We start from the raw sequence: 17859 nt of genomic DNA on the forward strand, positions 1-17859 counted from the left end.
CCGAAGCGTGGACGTCTCGACTTCTGGACTAAATGAGACTCACATGTAGCATTTGTGGAGTCAAATCAGACGCGAAGGGAACACCATCATGGATCTGGATCTTGCGGGCAAGCGCGTCCTCGTGACGGGGGCGAGCCGGGGCATCGGACTGGCGACGGTCGAGGCGTTCGTCGCCGAAGGCGCCGAAGTCGTCGCCGTGTCGCGGAAGAGCACTCCCGAGCTCGAAGCCACCGGCGCGACGTTCGTGTCCGCCGACCTCGTCGATGCCGGCGCGCCGCGGCGGGTGCTCGACACCGTGCTCGCGGCCGACCCGCGCCTCGACGTGCTCGTCAACAACGCCGGCGGTGGCGAGGCGGCCGACGCCGATCTGCTCGACCCCATCGGCGGTTCCCGTGCGGCGTGGGGTGACGTCCTCGCGCTGAACCTCGGCGCCGCCGTGGAGATGACCCGGGCGGCGCTGCCGGCGCTGTCGCGGGCGCGGGGCGCGATCGTGAACATCGGCTCGAGCTCCGCGCGCGACCCGCGCGGGGTGCCGCTGTCCTACGCCGCGGCCAAGGCCGCGCTGAGCGCGTTTTCCCGCGGGCTGGCGGAGAAGCTGGGAGAAACGGGCGTCCGGGTCAACGTCGTCACCCCCGGCGCCACGCGGACCGCGATCCTGACGAGTCCGGACGGCTACGTGGGGCGGCTGTCGGCGAGCATGGGCCTCGACCAGGAGACGGTGCTCGCGGCCATGCCCGAGCAGTCGGGGATGGTGACCGGCAAGCTGATCGAGCCCGCCGAGATCGCCCGCGCGGTGCTGTTGCTGGCGTCGCCGGTGATGCCCAGCGCGGTCGGTTCCAACTGGAGCGTCGACGGGGGCATCCTCAAGACGCCGTAAGTCTCGCCGGCGCCCGTGAGTGGTCCCGCCTTCTTGCCCGACTGTGCTGTCATGACCCGATCGCCACCACACACCGGCAGGCACCGGCCGCGTGGCTGACGTGGACCGGATCGGCCGGCGAAAACTCCTCGTCCCCCTCGTCGCCGAAACCTATCTCGATGATCTCGGCTGAGGGCGGGGCGAGCACGGTTCCACGCCGGACCCGGCGGCTGCCGTTCGCCGGGTCCGGTTCGCCGAACACCAGTACCCGGTCGCCCTCGGCGAAATGGTTCCAGTAACCGCCCTCGGGGGTGTTCCAGGCAGCCGCGAACGCCTGCTGGACGGCTGAGAGGTCCGCGCCCAGCGCGGCCTTCGGCGGGGGCGGGACGGGACGGCCGGCTTCCTCCGGCGTGGCCCACGACCGCAGATGCGGCGCGGGCGGGCCCGCGCTGTCGGAGATCGCTCGGATCGGCCGGTCAGGCCGGTGGCGGGCGAAGAGGTCCGTGTTGCGTGACTCGGACTGCACGACTCCTCCTGACGACGGGCGGGTGGGGAACACCGATCAGCCTGGTCCGGCCGGACCGATAGTACACATACTTGTTGAGTAACACGCAAGTTAGTTTGGTGAGCGGTGGATCGAGCAGTGGCACGGACAGGGGGGACCTTGACTCCGGTTGGCTAATTACATTAGCTTGACGGCGAACAACATTAGCCAACGTCACGGAGAACGTCATGACCGAGTACCTGGACATCGCCGGCAACACCCTCGCCTACGACGTGACCGGGCAGGGGCCTCTCGTCGTTCTGGCGCACGGCATCGGCGACAGCCGCCACTCCTACCGTTTCCTCGCCCCCGCCTTGGCCGCGCAGGGTTACCGGGTCGCCAACGTCGACGTCCGTGGTTGTGGGGACTCCAGCCTCGGCTGGGACGGGTACAGCCGGACCGACATCGCCGGCGACCTGGTCGCCCTCGTGCGTCATCTCGGCGGTCCGGCCGTGATCATCGGCCAGTCGATCAGCGGCGGCGCCGGCACCATCGCGGCCGCCACCGCTCCCGACCTGGTCGCCGGCGTCATCGAACTGGCGCCGTTCACCCGCGCACAGCCCTTCGACCTCGGCGGCCTGGTGCGGGTCAAGCGCTTCCGGGCCGGCTACACCCAGATGGCCCAGGTCATCATGCGAGGCAGAGTCGAGAACTGGCTGAAGTACCTCGACGTGGCGCTGCCGGTCAAGCCCGCCGACTGGGACGGCGAGTCGGCCCGTATCGCGGCGAAGCTGCGCGAGCCGGGCCGGATGAAGGTGCTGCAGGCCATGTGCAAGACCAGCCCGGCCGACGCCGGTGCGCAGCTGCCCAACGTCACGTGCCCGGTCCTGATCATCGAGGGTAGCGCCGACCCCGACTGGGCCGACCCGCGCGCCGAGGGCGAGAAGATCGTGGCCGACCTGCCGCGAGGTCTCGGTGAACTGGTGGTCATCGACGGTGCCGGGCACTACCTGCACGTCCAGACGCCCGATCAGGTCGTCGCACTGGCCCGGCCTTTCCTGGACAAGACGCTGACCCGTGCCTAGGGCCGGGCTCACCCCGGCCACGGTCACCGAAGCCGGTGCCACGCTGGCCGACGAGATCGGGTTCGCCCAGCTCAGCATGGGCCTGCTGGCCGAGCGGCTCGGAGTCAGGACTTCCTCGCTCTACAAGCACGTCGCCGGCCAGGCCGACCTCGTCCACCGCATCGCGGTCCAAGCCGCGAACGAGCTCGCCGACGCCATCCGCGACGCGACCCAGGGGCGGGCGGGCAGTGACGCCTTTACCGCCGGCGCTCAGGCGATGCGGACGTACGTGAAGCAACACCCCGGCCGGTACGCGGCGGGCAACGCCGCCCGCTCGACCGGGCCCGACGACCCGCTCGTCGCGGCGGTCGACCGGGTGCTCGCCTCGTGGGCGGCCATGGTGCGCGGGTACGAGATCGGCTCCGGTCAGGAGATCCACGTCCTGCGGATGGTGCGCACCATGCTGCACGGGTTCGCGACGCTGGAAGCGACCGATGGCTTCCAGATCGACGTGGGTGTCGAGGACAGCTTCACGTGGATGATCGACTTCCTCGACCAGGGCCTGCGGTCCCTGGACGGCTCACCCTGATCCGTCCACGGGCGACCGCCTGATTCCCTGATCCTTCGTGAGGAGTTGCCAGGTCTGTGAACACCGCCGACGAAGCCGAGGACGCACGGACCGAGCGGCACGCGAGCTGGGCCGAGCTGTTCTTCGACTTGGTGGTCGTGGCCGGCGTGGCGGCCCTGGCGCACGTGCTCGGGCCCGGACCGGACGCCGCGGCACTGGGTCTCTACACGCTGCTGTTCCTGGCCTTCTGGCTGTCGTGGACGACTTTCATGTTGTACGGCAACGTCGCGGCCGGGAAGACCCGCGTGGTACGGCTGATGATCGGGATGTTCGGCCTCGGGGTGATGGTCGCGTCCGTGCCGGGCGTGGCGCATTCGGTCCTCGGCCACGACGGCGACAGCCACCCGCCGACCGTCTTCGCGATCGCCTACGTCGCCACACGCGTTTACGGGTCCCGGTCGTGGCGCAGGGGAGAAGTACTGCTGGACTTCCCGGTGGTGCAGTACTCGGCGGGGCTTCTGCCGTGGATCGCGTCGATCTGGGTCGACGGGCGGTGGACGCTCGTGCTCTGGGCGGTGGGGATCGGTCTCGATCTGCTGCTGATCCTGGCCGTGTCCGGCGACAAGCTGCTCAAGCAGGCCCAGTCGGCATTCACCGCGCGAGCCGGTACCCGGCGACGGGCCCGGCACAGCGGCCGCCTCGCGGGGGATCCACCGGTGATTCACGGGGTGTCGGTCGATCCGGTGCACTTCTCCGAACGGCTCGGGCTCTTCATGATCATCGTGCTCGGTGAATCGGTGGTGCAGGTCGTCGGCGCCGCGGCCGACGCACACTACGACGTCGGCGCACTGGCCACCGGACTCGCGTCGTTCGTGTTGCTGGCCGGGATGTTCGGCTTGTCGGTCGTCTTCGGGTACGCCGGCTTGCCACACCTGCGGGCCGGCCGTATCCCCGCCCGCGCGGCGCTCGGCCTGCACTGCTTGGTCACCGGCGTCGTCGCCACGGTGGCGGTGTCGCTCTCATCGGTGATGGAGCACGGGGCCGATCCGTTGCCCGAGCAGGGACGCTGGTTGCTGTGCGGCGCTGTCGCGACCTACTTCGCCCTCGGCGTGATCACCGGTGTGGCCAGCCACAGCTCCGATCGGCAGAGGACGATCTCGCGGATCATCACGGGTATCGTGGTCCCGCTCCTGCTCGGCCTGCTCGCCGGCGGTGCCGGCGGCCGGACGGTGGTGATCTGCCTGGCCTTGGTGGTAGTCGCCCATCTCTGGTTCGAACGGCGCCTGGCACCGGTCGGGGGCGGTGTCTGACGGGGAGAGCTTCGGCCGCGGCCGCACCCTCGTCGGCACCGACGGCCGGACGGTCCGGATCGAGCCGGCCCGTCGCAGTACCGGCGCGATCCGGGCACGTACACGTCGCCGATCGCCACACTGTCCCGAGTGGACAGTGTGGCGTCCAGGGCGCCGTGGTCGCCGCCGGCGCCGATATCGTCATTAAGGCGTTGAGCACGGCGATTGTTCGTGTGAGCCTGAGTCGCTCGAACCGGTTTGGTCGACAGGCTTGGTGGTGAGTGCGAACGGCGTAGACTTCACGTGTCCCGGGGGTGAGACTTGATGACGACCGAATACCGCTGGTCCTTGGTGGTTTTACTGGTGGTCGTGACGTTGGCCGCGTTGGTGTCGGCGGTGGTGGTGGGCCGGGTCAACCGGCTGCCCCCGGTCGACCCCGGCTCCGAAGATCGTGGCCTCTCCGGCCCGCTGCCGGCGCCGTCGACGGCGTTGTCCCCCCATGCGGCGGCGGCCGGCCGGCCGAACCCGGGCCGGTCGCCCGTGATCGGATGACGTCTTCGGTCGTGAGCGCGTCAGGTGATCCAGCCCGAACCCTGCGCCACGCGGATGCTGTCCACGAGAGAACGGGTGCGCAGCTTGCTCTGGATCGCCGCCAGGTGGTTGCGGACGGTCCCGGTCGCCAGCCCGAGTGCGGTGGCGACCTCCTTGGGCGGGCTTCCGGCAGCGGCGGCGGTCAGCACCTCGCGTTCCCGAGGGGTCAGCGGACACTCTCTGGCCGCCCAGGCGGACAGGGTCAGGCTGTTGCTGACGGCTCGGCGCCCACCTTCGACGGTGAAGATGACGTCGTGCAGGTGAGCGACGCCTTCGTGCAGGAAGACGACGCCCCGCGGTTTGTGGGAGAGGATCTTCTGGGCGTCGTGACCGGACAAGGACGTCACGAGGAAGATCAGATTGTTGTGTTCGGTCACTCCGGAAGCGCTGGACTCCTGCCGGCAGCGGTGGTGGTCGGCTTCCGCGGGGTAGAGGACGAAGACAAGAGTGTCCTGGTCGGTGAGTGCGGCGCGAGCAAGATGGATCTGCTCGAAGTCGAACACCCGATGCGGGTCGAAGCCGTAGGCACGGGCGAGCAGTGCGGCGACCGCCGCGCGGTTGATGGTGTCCGGGCCGATGAGAATGGCTTGCTGCATAAGGGCTCACCGCGCTCGGAGTCTGCTGGAGATGTGGTTATTCGATCATGGTGAAGGCACCCTACGTCACAGCACTCGCCTGTGCAGCCACCCGTGCGGGTGAGGTGGGATTGTGCGGAGGCGCCGCCAGAGCCGTTTCACACCAGCGACTTGGTGGGGCGCCGATCGGCTTCAGCGGGATCTGCGAGTGGGCAAATCCGGATCGGAGTACCAGACTCGCCGAGAGTGGAGCAGCGCGTCGAAGGAGACGGGCTAGCGACCGTATAACGCCCTACAGATCGGCGCTCGGCCGCATCCCGGGCCGTCACTCAGGAACGGCGGAGGTCGGCTTCCGTCAAGGCCCGGACCACATCCGCGCGGCGCTCGGGTGACTCGCGGACCGTGCGGCTCATCTCGACGTGCAGGAACGCTGTGCCGTCCGCGGCGGCCGCTTTGCCCTGGACATTCGTCGTCCCCTCAAGGCCCGTGCAGCGGTCCTCCCAGCCACGGCAGACGGCGAACCCGGCCGCGGTCAGGCGGTCGGCCGCGCGGCGGGCCGCGTCGCCTGCCGGCGTCGCGCCCGAGGAGAGCACGATGTCGGTGCCGGGCTGGTTTTGGTCGTGGAACCCGTGCAGCTGAACCTGCGTGAGGCCGCGCGCGGCCAGCGTCGTCGCGATGACGTGGAACACCGAGTCCTCTTCGTGAGCGACGTCGGCTTTGCCGTCGTCCGCCTTCCGGTGCGCGCCCGCGACCAGCAGCACCGCGCCGGGCACCCGGCGGAACAGGTCGACGCCGAACAGTTCGGTCCGGAGGTCGAACGACGGGTGCGGCACCTCGACCACCAGCGACGGCGGCGCGGACCGGTCGATCACGTACATCCCCCAGGCCCGTTCGGTGCCGGGCTCGTCGGTCGCGATCGTGTACGGCCGCCCGGTGGCCGGATCGACACCGTCCCGGACGGAAAATCCCAGCTTTTCGAAATCGGCGGTGCCCCGGCGGTCGACGAGCGCGGCGAAACCGCTCGCGGCCGTACGACGTTCGTCGGTTTTCGGTGAGCGGTACTCCTGGTCCGCCGACAGACCGGACGTGAACTTCGTTACCAGAGAATCGAGAGCCGGCTCGGGCGGGGGCGATCCGGGTGGTGATGACTCGTCGTCACCGAGGATCAGCACCACCGTCAAGACCAAGGCCAGCGCAAGGGCCGTGCCCATCACGCTGAGCCACATCCGCGGTCGCCTGATCATCACCCGGAGTGTACTGATCCCACTTTGTGGCCCGGCTTACCTACCGTTTGTCACCCGATGGGCGGAGTTGTAACGTGACCGACTGCTTCGTTGATACCTTCACGTAACCCGAACGGGTTGATGTTCCGCGACCGGCCCCAGCGGCCGGCGACCCGCCGGGTCGCGTATCCGAAAGGGCCTTGGGGGAGCGGTTGAACCGGCCGAAACAGTCCGACTTGCCAGCAGCGCGGTTGCGCGAGCAGATTCCGGAAGCGGGTTTCCCGCGCGGAGCCGGTGTCGCGTCCGCGACCACTTTTGTTCTGCTGCTGCTCATCACCGCTTTCACCGCGCTTTACCTCTCGACCGCCGGGCCGCTTTCCCTGATCCGCGCGACCGACAGTTCCGGGCGCGTTTCCGACGAGGTCGCCGCCGGTCAGCAGCGCACCACCGCCGGGCTCGCGCAGGGCATCGCGACGTCGGTGACGAGCGCCGCCGGCGACCTGCAGGTCGCCGGCGGCTCCGGGGTGTTCGACACCGCGGACGACACCGCGCTGCTCACCCGCCTCGGCGAGACGTACGGGGACTGGCGCGGCATCGCCGTCTACGACCCGGTCGCGCAGAAGGTCGTCGCCACCCGCGGCGAACCCGTGCCGGTGCAGAACCTGAGCGGCGTCGCCGTGGCGAACCTCACCGTCCGTCCGGTCGCCCGCGCGGGCGACACGCCGCTGGTACTGACCGCGTTCCCGCTGACCGGCGCCCGTGCCGGGAAACTCCTGGTCGTCTCGACGGCCTTGCGCGGAATCCGCGGCGAGCTGAACGAAGCCACCCAGCAGCAGATCCGGCTGGTCACCGCCGACGGCGCCGTCCTCTACACCCGCGGCACCGACGTGCCCGCGACCGACCGCGCCGCCCAGGACCTGTTCGCCCGCGCCGCGACCGCGGCCGCCGCCGTGCAGACCGGTGTCCTCACCGGCGACGCCGCGGCCGACCCGGCCAAGCCGGGGCAGCGGGTCGCGCCGGTCGTCTCGTACGCGCCGGTCACGCCGTCCGGTATCGGCGGCAGCCTCGGCCTGTCGGTCGTCTCGTTCAGCCGCGTCCCGGTGGAGGCGGTGCCGGCCCGCTGGCCCGGCCTGATCCCCGCGGCCGCGTTGTTCGCGCTGGCCGTCCTGGGTTTCGTGCTGCTCCGGCGGACGATCGTCGCGCCGATCCGCCGGCTGCGCACCGACGCGCTCGCCGTCGCGGCCGGCGTGCTCGACGAGCCGGTCCGGCAGTCGCGCATCCGCGAGGTGAACCGGGTGACCGGCGCCGTCGAGCGGTTCCGCGCGAAGCTGCGCCGCCGCAAGCCCGCGGCGAAGGTCCGCGCGTTCCTGTCGGCCCAGCTCGTCCTGGCGCTGGTCACCCTGGCGCTGCTCGGCTGGTCGGGCGCGGTCGCCGCCACGCTGGGCCGCCAGTCCGCCCAGGTCTCGCCGACGATGCTCAGCGAGCACGGTCTCCGCGTCACGCGCTCGGCCGACACGCTGCGCCGCAGCCTCGCCGAAGGCCTGGCCGATCTGCAGTCCGTCGCGCGCCTCGGCCAGGGCAAGCAGCCGGACCAGCTGCGCGGCATGCTCGACCAGCTCACCGGCGAGGGAAGCCGGTTCCGCAGCGTCTACGTCGCCGACGCGCAGGGCGCGGCGGTGCAGCAGGCCGGCCGGGAATCGCTGCGCGAACCCGGGAAGCTGCCCGACGGCGAAGGCCTGCGCCAGGGCAACACCAGCGGGCGCGTCCCGGTCGTCTACGCCTTCACACCGCTGCCGGACTCGAAGAACGTCCTGGTCGGCGAGTACGACGTGCCGCGGATGGCCGAGCTGCTCGGCACCGCGGGCGGGCGCGTCCGGGTCGTCGACGAGGGCAAGCGCACCATCGCCGACACCGAGGGCTACCTCGCGTTCAGCGCGCTCACCGACCCGGCGCTGATCAAGAACGTCGACGCGGCCCAAGCGGGCAAGGACGCCCGCGAGACGACTCCGGCGGCGCTCGTCGCGGCGCAGCGGCTGGCGGACAAGGGCCAGGCGGCCACGCTGAAGTGGGTGGTCGTCGCCGAGCAGCCGATCGAGTCGCTGGGCGTCGCGGACAACACCGTCCGCTCGGGCGCCCGGGTCGCCGCGCTGCTCACCGCCGTCGTGGCGCTGATCCTGTTCGCCTGGCACCTCCTGCTCGTCCTGCGTCCGCTGCGCCGGATCGGCGACGAGGCCGAGCGGATCGCCGGCGGCGTCACCGGCGCCGTCGTCTACCCGCAGCGCCAGGACGAGATCGGCACGATCGCCTCGTGCGTCGAGATCTGCCGGCAGGCGTTGACGGACGGCCGCGACCGCCTGGGCGAGGTCCGCCGCCCGGTGGGCGCGGCAACCGACGAGACGGAGCTGCTGCAGCGCGTCGAGGACGAGCCGGAGCCCGAGGCGCCGCGCGACCGCCCCGCCGCGGGGCGGGCGCAGGCGGAACGCCCCGGCGAGCGCCGGGAACCGGCCGGAGCGGGCCGCACGGCGCAGAAGCCCGCGCACCGGTCCACGACGACGCCGAAGAACCCGGCCGAGCGGCCGGCCGGCCGCGGCGAACCGGCGAAGCGGCCTGCGGAGCAGCGGAATCCGGCGGAACACCCCGCGAACGACCGGAATCCGGCGAAGCGGCCCGCTGCCCAAGGGAAACCGGCGGAACACCCGGCAGGCCAACGGAATCCGGCACCACGGCCCACCGGGCAGCCGAAGCCCGGTGAGCGGCCCCGGCCGCAGACCCCGCCGCGGCTGCCCGCCCGCAGCGCCGAGGAGCAGGCCAAGAGCGACTACCTGAGCTGGCTGGACGGGGCCGGGGTCTGACGTGACGTTCCTCTACGCCGTGCTGGTACTGGCATCGGCGGCGATGCTGGCCGCCGGGATCGCCGAGCAGCGGCAGCACTACCGGCACCTGCACAGCATCCCGACCCGGGTGCTGGTCAACGGCATCCGCGGCAAGTCGTCCATCACGCGGCTCTGCGCCGGCGCACTGCGCGGCGGCGGCCTGGTCACGACCGCGAAGACCACCGGCACCGCGGCCCGCTTCATCCACCCCGACGGCAGCGAGGAGCCCGTCTACCGCAAGTTCGGCATCGCCAACGTCGTCGAGCAGATCGGCATCGTCCGCCGCGCCGCCGCCTACCGGCCGGACGCGCTGGTGATCGAGTGCATGGCCGTCATGCCGGACCTGCAGGAGATCAACCAGAGCAAGCTGATCCGCTCCACCATCGGCGTCCTGTGCAACGTCCGCGAAGACCACCTCGCCGAGATGGGACCGACCCTCGACGACGTCGCGCGGTCGCTGTCGCGGTCGATGCCGGTCGGCGGGATCTGCCTGACCGCAGAGAAGGACCGGCTGCACATCCTCCGGGAGGAAGCCGCGAAGCGGGACTGCGAACTCATCGCCGTCGACCCCGAAACCGTCACCGACGCCGAGATGCGCGGCTTCGGCTGGATCACCTTCAAGGAGAACGTCGCGATCGCCCTGGCCGTCGCGGATCTGCTCAAGGTCAACCGGCAGCTGGCCCTGCAGGGCATGTGGGACGCGCCGCCGGACCCGGGCGTGCTGCAGGTCCACCAGTACCGCGCCGGCCGTCGCCACCTGCGCTTCGCGAACGTCTTCGCCGCGAACGACCCCGAGTCGACCTTGATGAACATCGACCAGCTGCGCAGCCAGGGCGCGATCGACGATCCGCTGCACGTGATCATCAACTGCCGCCCCGACCGCGTCGAACGCAACGGCCAGATGGGCGCGCTCATCCCGAAGATCGCCCCGGAACGCGTGGTGCTGATCGGCGAGCCGACGCGCAGCGCCCGCGCCGCGATCCCGCCCGAGTGGCACGACCGCGTCGTCGACCTCGGGGGATCGCGCACGCCGCGGGAGCTGCTGCGCGGGATCGTGGCCGGCGTCGAGCGGAGCGCGTCGCTGATCGCCATCGGCAACATCCACGGCCAAGGGGAACTGCTCATCGAAGAACTCGCGAAACTGGAACCGGTCGCCTGATGCTCACCACGTCCCTCGCCCCCGAGATCGCCACCATCGGGCTCGCCATCGGCCTGCTGCTGTCGCTGGTCTGCTACCTGACGACCAACCTGTCGCCCGGCGGCATGATCACGCCCGGCTGGATCGCGCTGACCATGGTCGAGGACTACCGGCGCGCGGCGATCATCGTGCTCATGACGGCGCTGACCTTCGGCGGGACGAAAGCGTTGCAGCGCATGGTGATCCTCTACGGCAAGCGGCTGTTCGCCGCGGTCGTGCTGCTCGGCGTCGTGCTGCAGACGACGTTGCTGCTCTTCCTGCAGGCCGACTTCCCGCTGCTGTTCGTGCACCAGACCCTCGGGTTCGTCGTGCCCGGCCTGGTCGCTTACCAGCTGGTGCGGCAGAAGCCGGTGGCCACGATGCTCGCCACCGGCGGGGTCAGCCTGGCCAGCTACGCGATCCTGATCAGCGGCGTGCTGGTCGGGCTGGTCCCGACGGTGTGAGGTGAGGATGCGCAAGGCGGTCCGGATCGGTGTCCTCGCCGCGGTCATCGCCGTCTCCGGCGCGGCCGCGGTGTACGTCGCGACGCAGGACGGGCGGGGGATCACGGCCGTCTCCGCCGCCCCGACCGGCGCCGCGGTCACCGGCGGGTACCGCTACGAGCGCCAGGAGCACCCGTCGCGCACGATCGTGCGCGACGCGGCGGGCGCGCAGCTCGCGTCCCTCACCGACGGCTCCCGCACGGTCATGCTGACCGGCCGGTCGCGGACCTTCACCGAGCCGAAGTTCACCACGGCCGGCATCACGACGACCGCCTGGATCCGGCTCGCCCCGCAAGCGTGGCGGGCCGGGGCGGAACAGGAGAAGTGGTTCACCGACTGGCTGCCGAAGGCCGTCGGCGACACCGAGCCGGACGTCCTCGCCGTCGCGCTGCAGTACACCGACGGCGCGCCCGATCTGGTGGCGAAGAAGCTGCGGATCGGCGGGGACGCCGGCTTCGGCCCGGACAGCGCCGAAGGCCGGCTGGAGAAGTCGGACTTCTACGACTACCTCGGCATCGGCTGGGACTTCCCCGACGGCACCCACGAGAAAGCCGAACCGGCCCGCGCCCGCTCGCTGGACTGCTCCGGTTTCGTGCGGATGGTCTACGGCTACCGCTCGGGCTACCCGCTGCTCGGCACCAACGTGCGGGGACCGGGCCTGCCGAGGCGCGCGTGGGCGCTGTCCGAGCTGGGCCCGGGCACCTCGCTCATCCGCGACGAGAAGCGGCAGGTGACGGACTTCAGTGCCCTGCAGCCGGGCGACCTGCTGTTCTTCAACCTCGAGCCCCAGCTCGGCACGCAGGTCTCGCACACGGGCATCTACCTGGGCCTCGACAGCGACGGTCACCACCGCGTGCTCTCCAGCCGCAAGGTCGCCAACGGCCCGACTTTCGGCGACGCGGGCGGCGTGTCCTTGATCGACGGCTCGGGAACGTACGCGAAGGCGTTCCGCGCGGCCAAGCGGCTCTGACCCAGTACGTCGTCGGCGATCCGTTGCGGTTCCGGATGTCGGGGCGAGGTTCACTCGTTATGACAAGGTTCACAAACGGAGAACGACGGGTGTGACCGGTGCATCCACAGTGTGTCGAGGGGACGCCCGGTAGGGCTGGGAGGGGAAACGGCAGTGGGGAACGCACCGAACGTTCGTGTCGTGGGGAAGGCCGCGCTCGTGTGCGTGGTGCTGGTGGCAACCACCGCTTGCGATGGTGAAGACGCGAAGTCGGCGAATGCCGCGCCGTCGACCAACGCCGTGGTGACCGGGGTGGCATCGACGGCGACGAGTGCGCCACCGCCCAGTCCGGCTCCGGTGCCCGCGACCACTACGACGCCGAGAAGTACGACCCCGAACCCCGGCCCGCCGCGGCGGTGCACGGCCGGTGAACTCGCCGTGAGGCTGGGCGCGCCGGCGCAGGTCGAACCGGGCCAGTTCGACGTTCCGTTGGTGTTCACCAACACGGGTTCCCTGCCGTGCAAGCTCTACGGCGTTCCGGGCGTCGACCTGCGCGGCCCGGCCGATCCGAACGGCGCGGTGTACTCCCTGCCCCGCATCGACGACGGAGACAAGGACGTCACAGCGGCCCCAGGCCAGTCCGCGAACGCGCACCTGATCGTCCTGACGTACACCGACGGTTCGCAGGGCAGCAACGGCTCCGGCAAGTGGGTGCCGACCCAGCTGGTCACGACGCCGCCGGGGCACCGGAGGTGCCCGCCGACCCCGGTTCGAGTGAGGCGGATCCGTCTCGTGCTCAGGCCGTGTGCGGCAACCGCGGTCGTATGTGACGAGACCGTTACCGTCGGCGGCCTTGACCGAAATGGTGTTATCGCTAACACTGACTCCCCGTCGCCACCCGAAAGAGTGATGGGGGTCACGCTGATGCAGGGTAAGACCGCAGGTGGCGAAGGGACCTCAACCGGCTGGTCCCGTGAGGGCGGTCGGCAGTACACGCGGCCGGTCCCTGCTTCGCAGACTGTTAACGCTAACAGCAATAGATCACCGTCGATCGAGGAGTGCACGTGCTGAAGAAGCGATGGGCCGCCGCGGCGGCCGCGGCGGCCGGACTGGTCTTGCTCACCGCCTGCAGTGGCAGCGGCAGCAGTGGCACGGGAACCACCGGCGGGGCCGTCACGCTCGGCTTCGCCCAGGTGGGCGCCGAGAGCGGCTGGCGGACCGCGAACACCAAGTCCATCCAGGAGTCGGCCAAGTCCGCCGGGATCGAGCTCAAGTTCTCCGACGCGCAGCAGAAGCAGGAGAACCAGATCGCCGCGATCCGCTCGTACATCCAGCAGAAGGTCAAGGTCATCGCCTTCTCGCCGGTCGTCGAGTCGGGTTGGGAAACCGTGCTCAAGGAGGCGAAGACGGCGAAGATCCCGGTCATCCTCACCGACCGGGCGATCGACTCGCCGGACAAGACGCTCTACAAGACCTTCCTCGGCTCGGACTTCATCGCCGAGGGCAAGAAGGCGGGAGAGTGGCTGACGAAGGAGTTCGGCAGCGCCACCGGTCAGGTGAACATCGTCGAGCTGCAGGGCACCACCGGCTCGGCCCCGGCCAACGACCGCAAGAAGGGGTTCGGGGACGTCATCGCCGCCGACCCGAAGTACAAGATCGTCGCCTCGCAGACCGGGGAGTTCACCCGCGCGAAGGGCAAGGAGGTCATGGAGGCCTTCCTCAAGTCCCAGCCGAAGATCGACGTGCTCTACGCGCACAACGACGACATGGCCCTCGGTGCCATCGAAGCGATCCAAGCGGCGGGCAAGGTGCCCGGCAAGGACATCAAGATCGTCTCGGTCGACGGCGTGAAGGACGCCCTCCAGGCGCTGGCCGACGGCAAGATCAACCACGTCGTCGAGTGCAACCCGTTGCTCGGCCCGCAGCTGATGGACCTGGTCAAGAAGGTCAACGCGGGGGAGCAGGTGCCCGAGCGGATCGAGACCCAGGAGACCGAGTTCGACCAGGCGTCGGCGAAGGCCGCGCTGCCGAAGCGCCAGTACTGAGGGGTAGCGCGATGCCCGCCGAAATCCTCGTCATGACCGGGATCCGCAAGGAGTTCCCCGGTGTCGTCGCCCTCGACGACGTCGGCTTCCGCCTGTTCCCGGGCGAGGTCCACGCGCTGATGGGGGAGAACGGCGCCGGGAAGTCGACGCTGATCAAGGTGCTCACCGGCGTGCACGGGGTGGACGCGGGCTCGATCACGCTCGCCGGGACCGCCGTCTCCTTCGGCGGCCCCGGCGAGGCCCAGCGGGCCGGCGTCAGCACGGTCTACCAGGAGGTCAACCTCTGCCCGAACCTGTCGGTGGCGGAGAACGTCTGCCTCGGCCGGGAACCCCGCCGCTTCGGCCGCATCCAGTGGGGCCCGATGCGGCGGCGGGCCGAGGAGCTCCTCGCGCGGCTGGACGTCCACGTGGACGTCTCGGCCGAGCTGAGCACCTGCTCGATCGCCGTCCAGCAGCTCGTCGCGATCGCCCGCGCCCTCGACGTCGATGCGCGGGTCCTGGTGCTCGACGAGCCGACGTCCAGTTTGGACGCCGGCGAGGTCGAGCGGCTGCTGACGGTGGTGCGCTCGCTGCGCGACGAAGGCATGGCGATCCTGTTCGTCTCGCACTTCATCGATCAGGTCTTCGCGATCGCCGACCGGATGACGGTGCTGCGCAACGGAAAGCTGATCGGCGAGTACCGCACGGCGGACATCACGCCCGTCGAGCTGGTCACCAAGATGATCGGCAAGGAGCTGCGGGTCCTCGAAACGCTCGAGGACTCCGGGCCGACCCGGGCCGAGGTCACCGGCGCGCCGGTGCTGCTGGCGGCCGAAGACCTCGGCCGCAAACGCGGCGTCGAGCCGTTCACGCTGGACATCCACGCCGGCGAGGTCGTCGGGCTGGCCGGGCTGCTCGGCTCCGGACGCACCGAGCTCGCCCGGCTGCTCTTCGGCGCCGACCACGCCGACAGCGGTTCCGTGAAGATCGACGGCAACGTCACCTCGCTGCGGACGCCGCGAGCCGGGCTCGACCACCGGATCGCGTTCTGCTCGGAGAACCGCAAGACCGAAGGCCTGGTCGAGGAACTGACCGTCCGGGAGAACATCGTCCTCGCGCTCCAGGCCTCGCGCGGCTGGGCACGGCCACTGACCCGGCGCCGCCAGGACGAGATCGCCCGGAAGTACATCGAAACGCTCGACATCCGCCCCGCCGACCCCGAGGCGCTGGTCGGCAACCTGTCCGGCGGCAACCAGCAGAAGGTGCTGCTGGCCCGCTGGCTCATCACCGAGCCGCGGCTGCTGATCCTCGACGAGCCGACCCGCGGCATCGACATCGGGGCCAAGACGGAGATCCAGCGGCTGGTCACCCAGCTCTCGGCCGACGGGATGGCCGTCGTGTACATCTCCGCCGAGCTGGAGGAGGTGCTCCGGCTGAGCCACCGCGTCGTGGTGCTGCGCGACCGGAAAGTGGTCGCACAGAAGGAAAACCGGGCGCTCACCGCCGACGAGATCATGGCCACGATGGCCGAGGGAGCCGTCTCATGACCAAGCACCGGCTGTTCTGGCCCGTGGTGGCACTGCTGGCGCTGCTGGCCGGCGACCTCATCGCGAGCCCGGCGTTCTTCTCGATCGAACTGCGCGACGGCCACCTCTACGGGAACCTCGTCGACATCCTGAAGAACGGCGCTCCGCTGATCCTCATCGCGATCGGCATGACGCTCGTCATCGCCACCCGCGGCATCGACCTCTCGGTGGGCGCGGTCGTCGCGATCAGCGGGTCGCTCGCCTGCCTGTGGATCGCCGATCACCCCGGCGGCGTGGGCGCCACGCTCGTCGCGGCCGGGCTGGCGCTCGGGCTGTCGCTGGTGCTCGGGGCGTGGAACGGCTGGCTCGTCGCCGTGCTGGGCATCCAGCCGATCATCGCCACGCTCATCCTGATGGTCGCCGGGCGCGGGATCGCGCAGCTGATCTCCGGCGGGCAGATCATCACGATCACCTCGGCCCCGTACGAGTGGATCGGCAGCGGGTTCGTGCTGACCCTGCCGAGCGCGATCCTCATCGCGCTGGCCGTGTTCGTGCTCGCTTCCTTGCTGGTCCGCCGTTCCGCCCTCGGCCTGCTCGTCGAGGCCGTCGGCGGCAACCCCGAGGCCAGCCGGCTGGCCGGCCTCCGCTCGGCCCGGCTGACCTGGCTCGTCTACGTCTTCTGCGCGCTGTGCGCGGGCATCGCCGGGCTGATGATCAGCGCGAACGTGCACAGCGCCGACGCCAACCACGCCGGGCTGTTCATCGAGCTCGACGCGATCCTCGCCGTCGTCGTCGGCGGGACGCAGCTGACCGGTGGCCGGTTCTCCGTGGGTGGCGCGGTGATCGGCGCCCTGCTCATCCAGACGCTCACCACCACCGTCTACGCCCTCGGCATCCCACCCGAGTCGATCATGCTGTTCAAGGCCGTGGTCGTGCTCGCGGTGTGCCTGCTGCAGTCGCCCGCGTTCCGCCGCAAGCTCCGGCGCCGCCGGACACCCCGGCCCGGGCAGCCGGCCCCCGCACCCGCTCCGGAGAAGGTGGAGGTCACGGCATGACGACCCTGGACCGCGTCCGCGGTTACCGGCCGAAGCAACGGCACCTCCCGATCCTCGCCACGATGGCGCTGCTCGTCGGGGCCTACGTCTTCGGCGCGTCGAGCTACGAGGCGTTCGGGTCCGGGCAGGTCGTGCTCGACCTGTTCATCAACAACGCCTTCCTGCTCGTGGTCGCGGTCGGGATGACGTTCGTGATCCTCACCGGCGGCATCGACCTGTCCGTCGGCTCCGTGGTCGCACTGTCCACAGTGGTCTCCGGCGACCTGATGCAGAAGCACGGCTGGCCCGCGTACGCGGCGATCGCGGTGGTGCTGGTGATCGGGGCGCTGCTCGGGGCCGGGATGGGCGCGCTCATCCACTTCTTCGAGATCCAGCCGTTCATCGCGACGCTGATCGGGATGTTCTTCGCCCGGGGCCTCTGCTACACGATCAGCACCGAGGCGTACTCGATCGACAACCCGACGATCGCCACCCTCGCCGAGACGCAGATCCCACTCGGCGGGGAACTGCACATCTCGATCAGCGTGGTCGCCGCCCTGGTCGTCGTCGCCGTCGCGGCGTACGTGCTGGCGTTCACCCGGTTCGGCCGCTCCGTCTACGCGATCGGCGGCAACGCCCAGTCCGCGATGCTGATGGGTCTCAAGACCGGCCGCACGAAGATCGCGGTGTACACGATCAGCGGCTTCTGCTCGGCGCTCGGCGGGCTGCTGCTGGTGCTGTACAAGTCTTCCGGCGACCCGCTCAACGGCGTCGGCCTGGAGCTCACGGCGATCGCCGCGGTGGTCATCGGCGGCACCATCCTGACCGGTGGCTCCGGCTACATGCTGGGCACCGTGCTCGGCATCATGGTGCTGGGCATCATCCAGACGCTGATCACCTTCGACGGCACCCTCAACTCCTGGTGGACCTCGATCATCACCGGGGCCCTCCTGTTCGTCTTCATCGTCCTGCAACGGCTCGTCACCCGTAGCGCCCGCTAGTGTCGCGCGTCGCAAGTCCCCTGACGGCCAGGAGGCCAGACCAGGGTCGCCCCCGAAGCTCACGTCCCCAGCCGGGCCGCGATGCTTCCGGGAGCGCCCCGGCCCCAAACGCCCCAATGTGG

General features: G+C 70.3%; 17 protein-coding genes. 14 read left to right on the forward strand and 3 right to left on the reverse strand.

All coding sequences use genetic code 11. The features are described 5' to 3' along the window. The first annotated feature begins 88 nt into the window (after window positions 1–88). A complete protein-coding gene (locus ACLJQZ_RS43430) occupies window positions 89–877 on the forward strand; it encodes an SDR family NAD(P)-dependent oxidoreductase (RefSeq protein ID WP_410627021.1) in 789 nt (262 codons plus the stop codon). 49 nt (window positions 878–926) lie between these two features. Here the strand turns inward: ACLJQZ_RS43430 and ACLJQZ_RS43435 are convergent, their stop codons facing one another. Next, on the reverse strand, window positions 927–1382 hold the full coding sequence (locus ACLJQZ_RS43435) for a hypothetical protein (RefSeq protein ID WP_410627023.1): 456 nt from the start codon (window positions 1380–1382) through the stop codon (window positions 927–929). Between the two features lie 206 nt (window positions 1383–1588). Between ACLJQZ_RS43435 and ACLJQZ_RS43440 the strand changes: the two genes are divergently transcribed. The 4 genes from ACLJQZ_RS43440 to ACLJQZ_RS43455 all read left to right on the forward strand — a co-directional run bounded on the left by ACLJQZ_RS43440 (window position 1589) and on the right by ACLJQZ_RS43455 (window position 4813). Further along, the gene (locus ACLJQZ_RS43440; RefSeq protein ID WP_410627025.1) at window positions 1589–2425 is read left to right on the forward strand and encodes an alpha/beta fold hydrolase; all 837 of its coding nucleotides are present in this window, start codon (window positions 1589–1591) and stop codon (window positions 2423–2425) included. After that, window positions 2418–2993, forward strand: a complete 576-nt coding sequence (locus tag ACLJQZ_RS43445) for a TetR/AcrR family transcriptional regulator (RefSeq protein ID WP_410627027.1) — start codon at window positions 2418–2420, stop codon at window positions 2991–2993. Before ACLJQZ_RS43440 ends, ACLJQZ_RS43445 begins: the two co-directional genes overlap by 8 nt. A 56-nt stretch (window positions 2994–3049) precedes the next feature. Continuing rightward, complete coding sequence (locus tag ACLJQZ_RS43450; RefSeq protein ID WP_410627029.1) at window positions 3050–4282, forward strand: low temperature requirement protein A; 1233 nt, start codon at window positions 3050–3052, stop codon at window positions 4280–4282. 303 nt (window positions 4283–4585) lie between these two features. Beyond that, window positions 4586–4813: a hypothetical protein gene (locus ACLJQZ_RS43455; RefSeq protein ID WP_410627030.1), complete on the forward strand. Its 228-nt coding sequence runs from the start codon at window positions 4586–4588 to the stop codon at window positions 4811–4813. 20 nt (window positions 4814–4833) lie between these two features. Here the strand turns inward: ACLJQZ_RS43455 and ACLJQZ_RS43460 are convergent, their stop codons facing one another. Both ACLJQZ_RS43460 and ACLJQZ_RS43465 read right to left on the reverse strand, forming a co-directional pair. Further along, entirely contained in the window at window positions 4834–5448 is a 615-nt protein-coding gene (locus ACLJQZ_RS43460) for a helix-turn-helix transcriptional regulator (RefSeq protein WP_410627032.1), read from the reverse strand. 308 nt (window positions 5449–5756) lie between these two features. After that, window positions 5757–6671, reverse strand: coding sequence for a hypothetical protein (locus ACLJQZ_RS43465; RefSeq protein ID WP_410627033.1), 915 nt, complete (start codon window positions 6669–6671; stop codon window positions 5757–5759). Between the two features lie 230 nt (window positions 6672–6901). Here ACLJQZ_RS43465 and ACLJQZ_RS43470 point away from each other — a divergent pair, with 230 nt between their 5' ends. The 9 genes from ACLJQZ_RS43470 to yjfF all read left to right on the forward strand — a co-directional run bounded on the left by ACLJQZ_RS43470 (window position 6902) and on the right by yjfF (window position 17737). Beyond that, window positions 6902–9502 carry a HAMP domain-containing protein gene (locus tag ACLJQZ_RS43470; protein ID WP_410627035.1) on the forward strand — a complete coding sequence of 867 codons (2601 nt, stop codon included), beginning with the start codon at window positions 6902–6904 and terminating at the stop codon, window positions 9500–9502. Between the two features lies 1 nt (window position 9503). Continuing rightward, window positions 9504–10682, forward strand: a complete 1179-nt coding sequence (pgsB, locus tag ACLJQZ_RS43475) for a poly-gamma-glutamate synthase PgsB (RefSeq protein ID WP_410627036.1) — start codon at window positions 9504–9506, stop codon at window positions 10680–10682. After that, window positions 10682–11164: a poly-gamma-glutamate biosynthesis protein PgsC/CapC gene (locus ACLJQZ_RS43480; RefSeq protein WP_326952397.1), complete on the forward strand. Its 483-nt coding sequence runs from the start codon at window positions 10682–10684 to the stop codon at window positions 11162–11164. Before pgsB ends, ACLJQZ_RS43480 begins: the two co-directional genes overlap by 1 nt. Window positions 11165–11171: 7 nt before the next feature. Then, window positions 11172–12173 (forward strand): NlpC/P60 family protein, encoded by a 1002-nt coding sequence (locus ACLJQZ_RS43485; RefSeq protein WP_410627038.1) that lies wholly within the window; start codon window positions 11172–11174, stop codon window positions 12171–12173. Window positions 12174–12353: 180 nt separating this feature from the next. Then, window positions 12354–13223, forward strand: coding sequence for a DUF4232 domain-containing protein (locus ACLJQZ_RS43490; RefSeq protein WP_410627040.1), 870 nt, complete (start codon window positions 12354–12356; stop codon window positions 13221–13223). Then, on the forward strand, window positions 13211–14197 hold the full coding sequence (locus ACLJQZ_RS43495; protein WP_410627042.1) for an ABC transporter substrate-binding protein: 987 nt from the start codon (window positions 13211–13213) through the stop codon (window positions 14195–14197). The genes ACLJQZ_RS43490 and ACLJQZ_RS43495 overlap by 13 nt, the downstream gene beginning before the upstream one ends. A gap of 11 nt (window positions 14198–14208) precedes the next feature. Then, a complete protein-coding gene (locus ACLJQZ_RS43500; protein ID WP_410627044.1) occupies window positions 14209–15723 on the forward strand; it encodes a sugar ABC transporter ATP-binding protein in 1515 nt (504 codons plus the stop codon). Next, the gene (locus tag ACLJQZ_RS43505) at window positions 15720–16757 is read left to right on the forward strand and encodes an ABC transporter permease (protein WP_410627046.1); all 1038 of its coding nucleotides are present in this window, start codon (window positions 15720–15722) and stop codon (window positions 16755–16757) included. The genes ACLJQZ_RS43500 and ACLJQZ_RS43505 overlap by 4 nt, the downstream gene beginning before the upstream one ends. Next, window positions 16754–17737, forward strand: coding sequence for a galactofuranose ABC transporter, permease protein YjfF (gene yjfF, locus ACLJQZ_RS43510; RefSeq protein WP_410627048.1), 984 nt, complete (start codon window positions 16754–16756; stop codon window positions 17735–17737). Before ACLJQZ_RS43505 ends, yjfF begins: the two co-directional genes overlap by 4 nt. Window positions 17738–17859 lie beyond the last annotated feature (122 nt).

The sequence above is a fragment of the Amycolatopsis sp. cmx-8-4 genome, assembly GCF_046548675.1.
In the GTDB taxonomy this organism is placed as follows: domain Bacteria; phylum Actinomycetota; class Actinomycetes; order Mycobacteriales; family Pseudonocardiaceae; genus Amycolatopsis.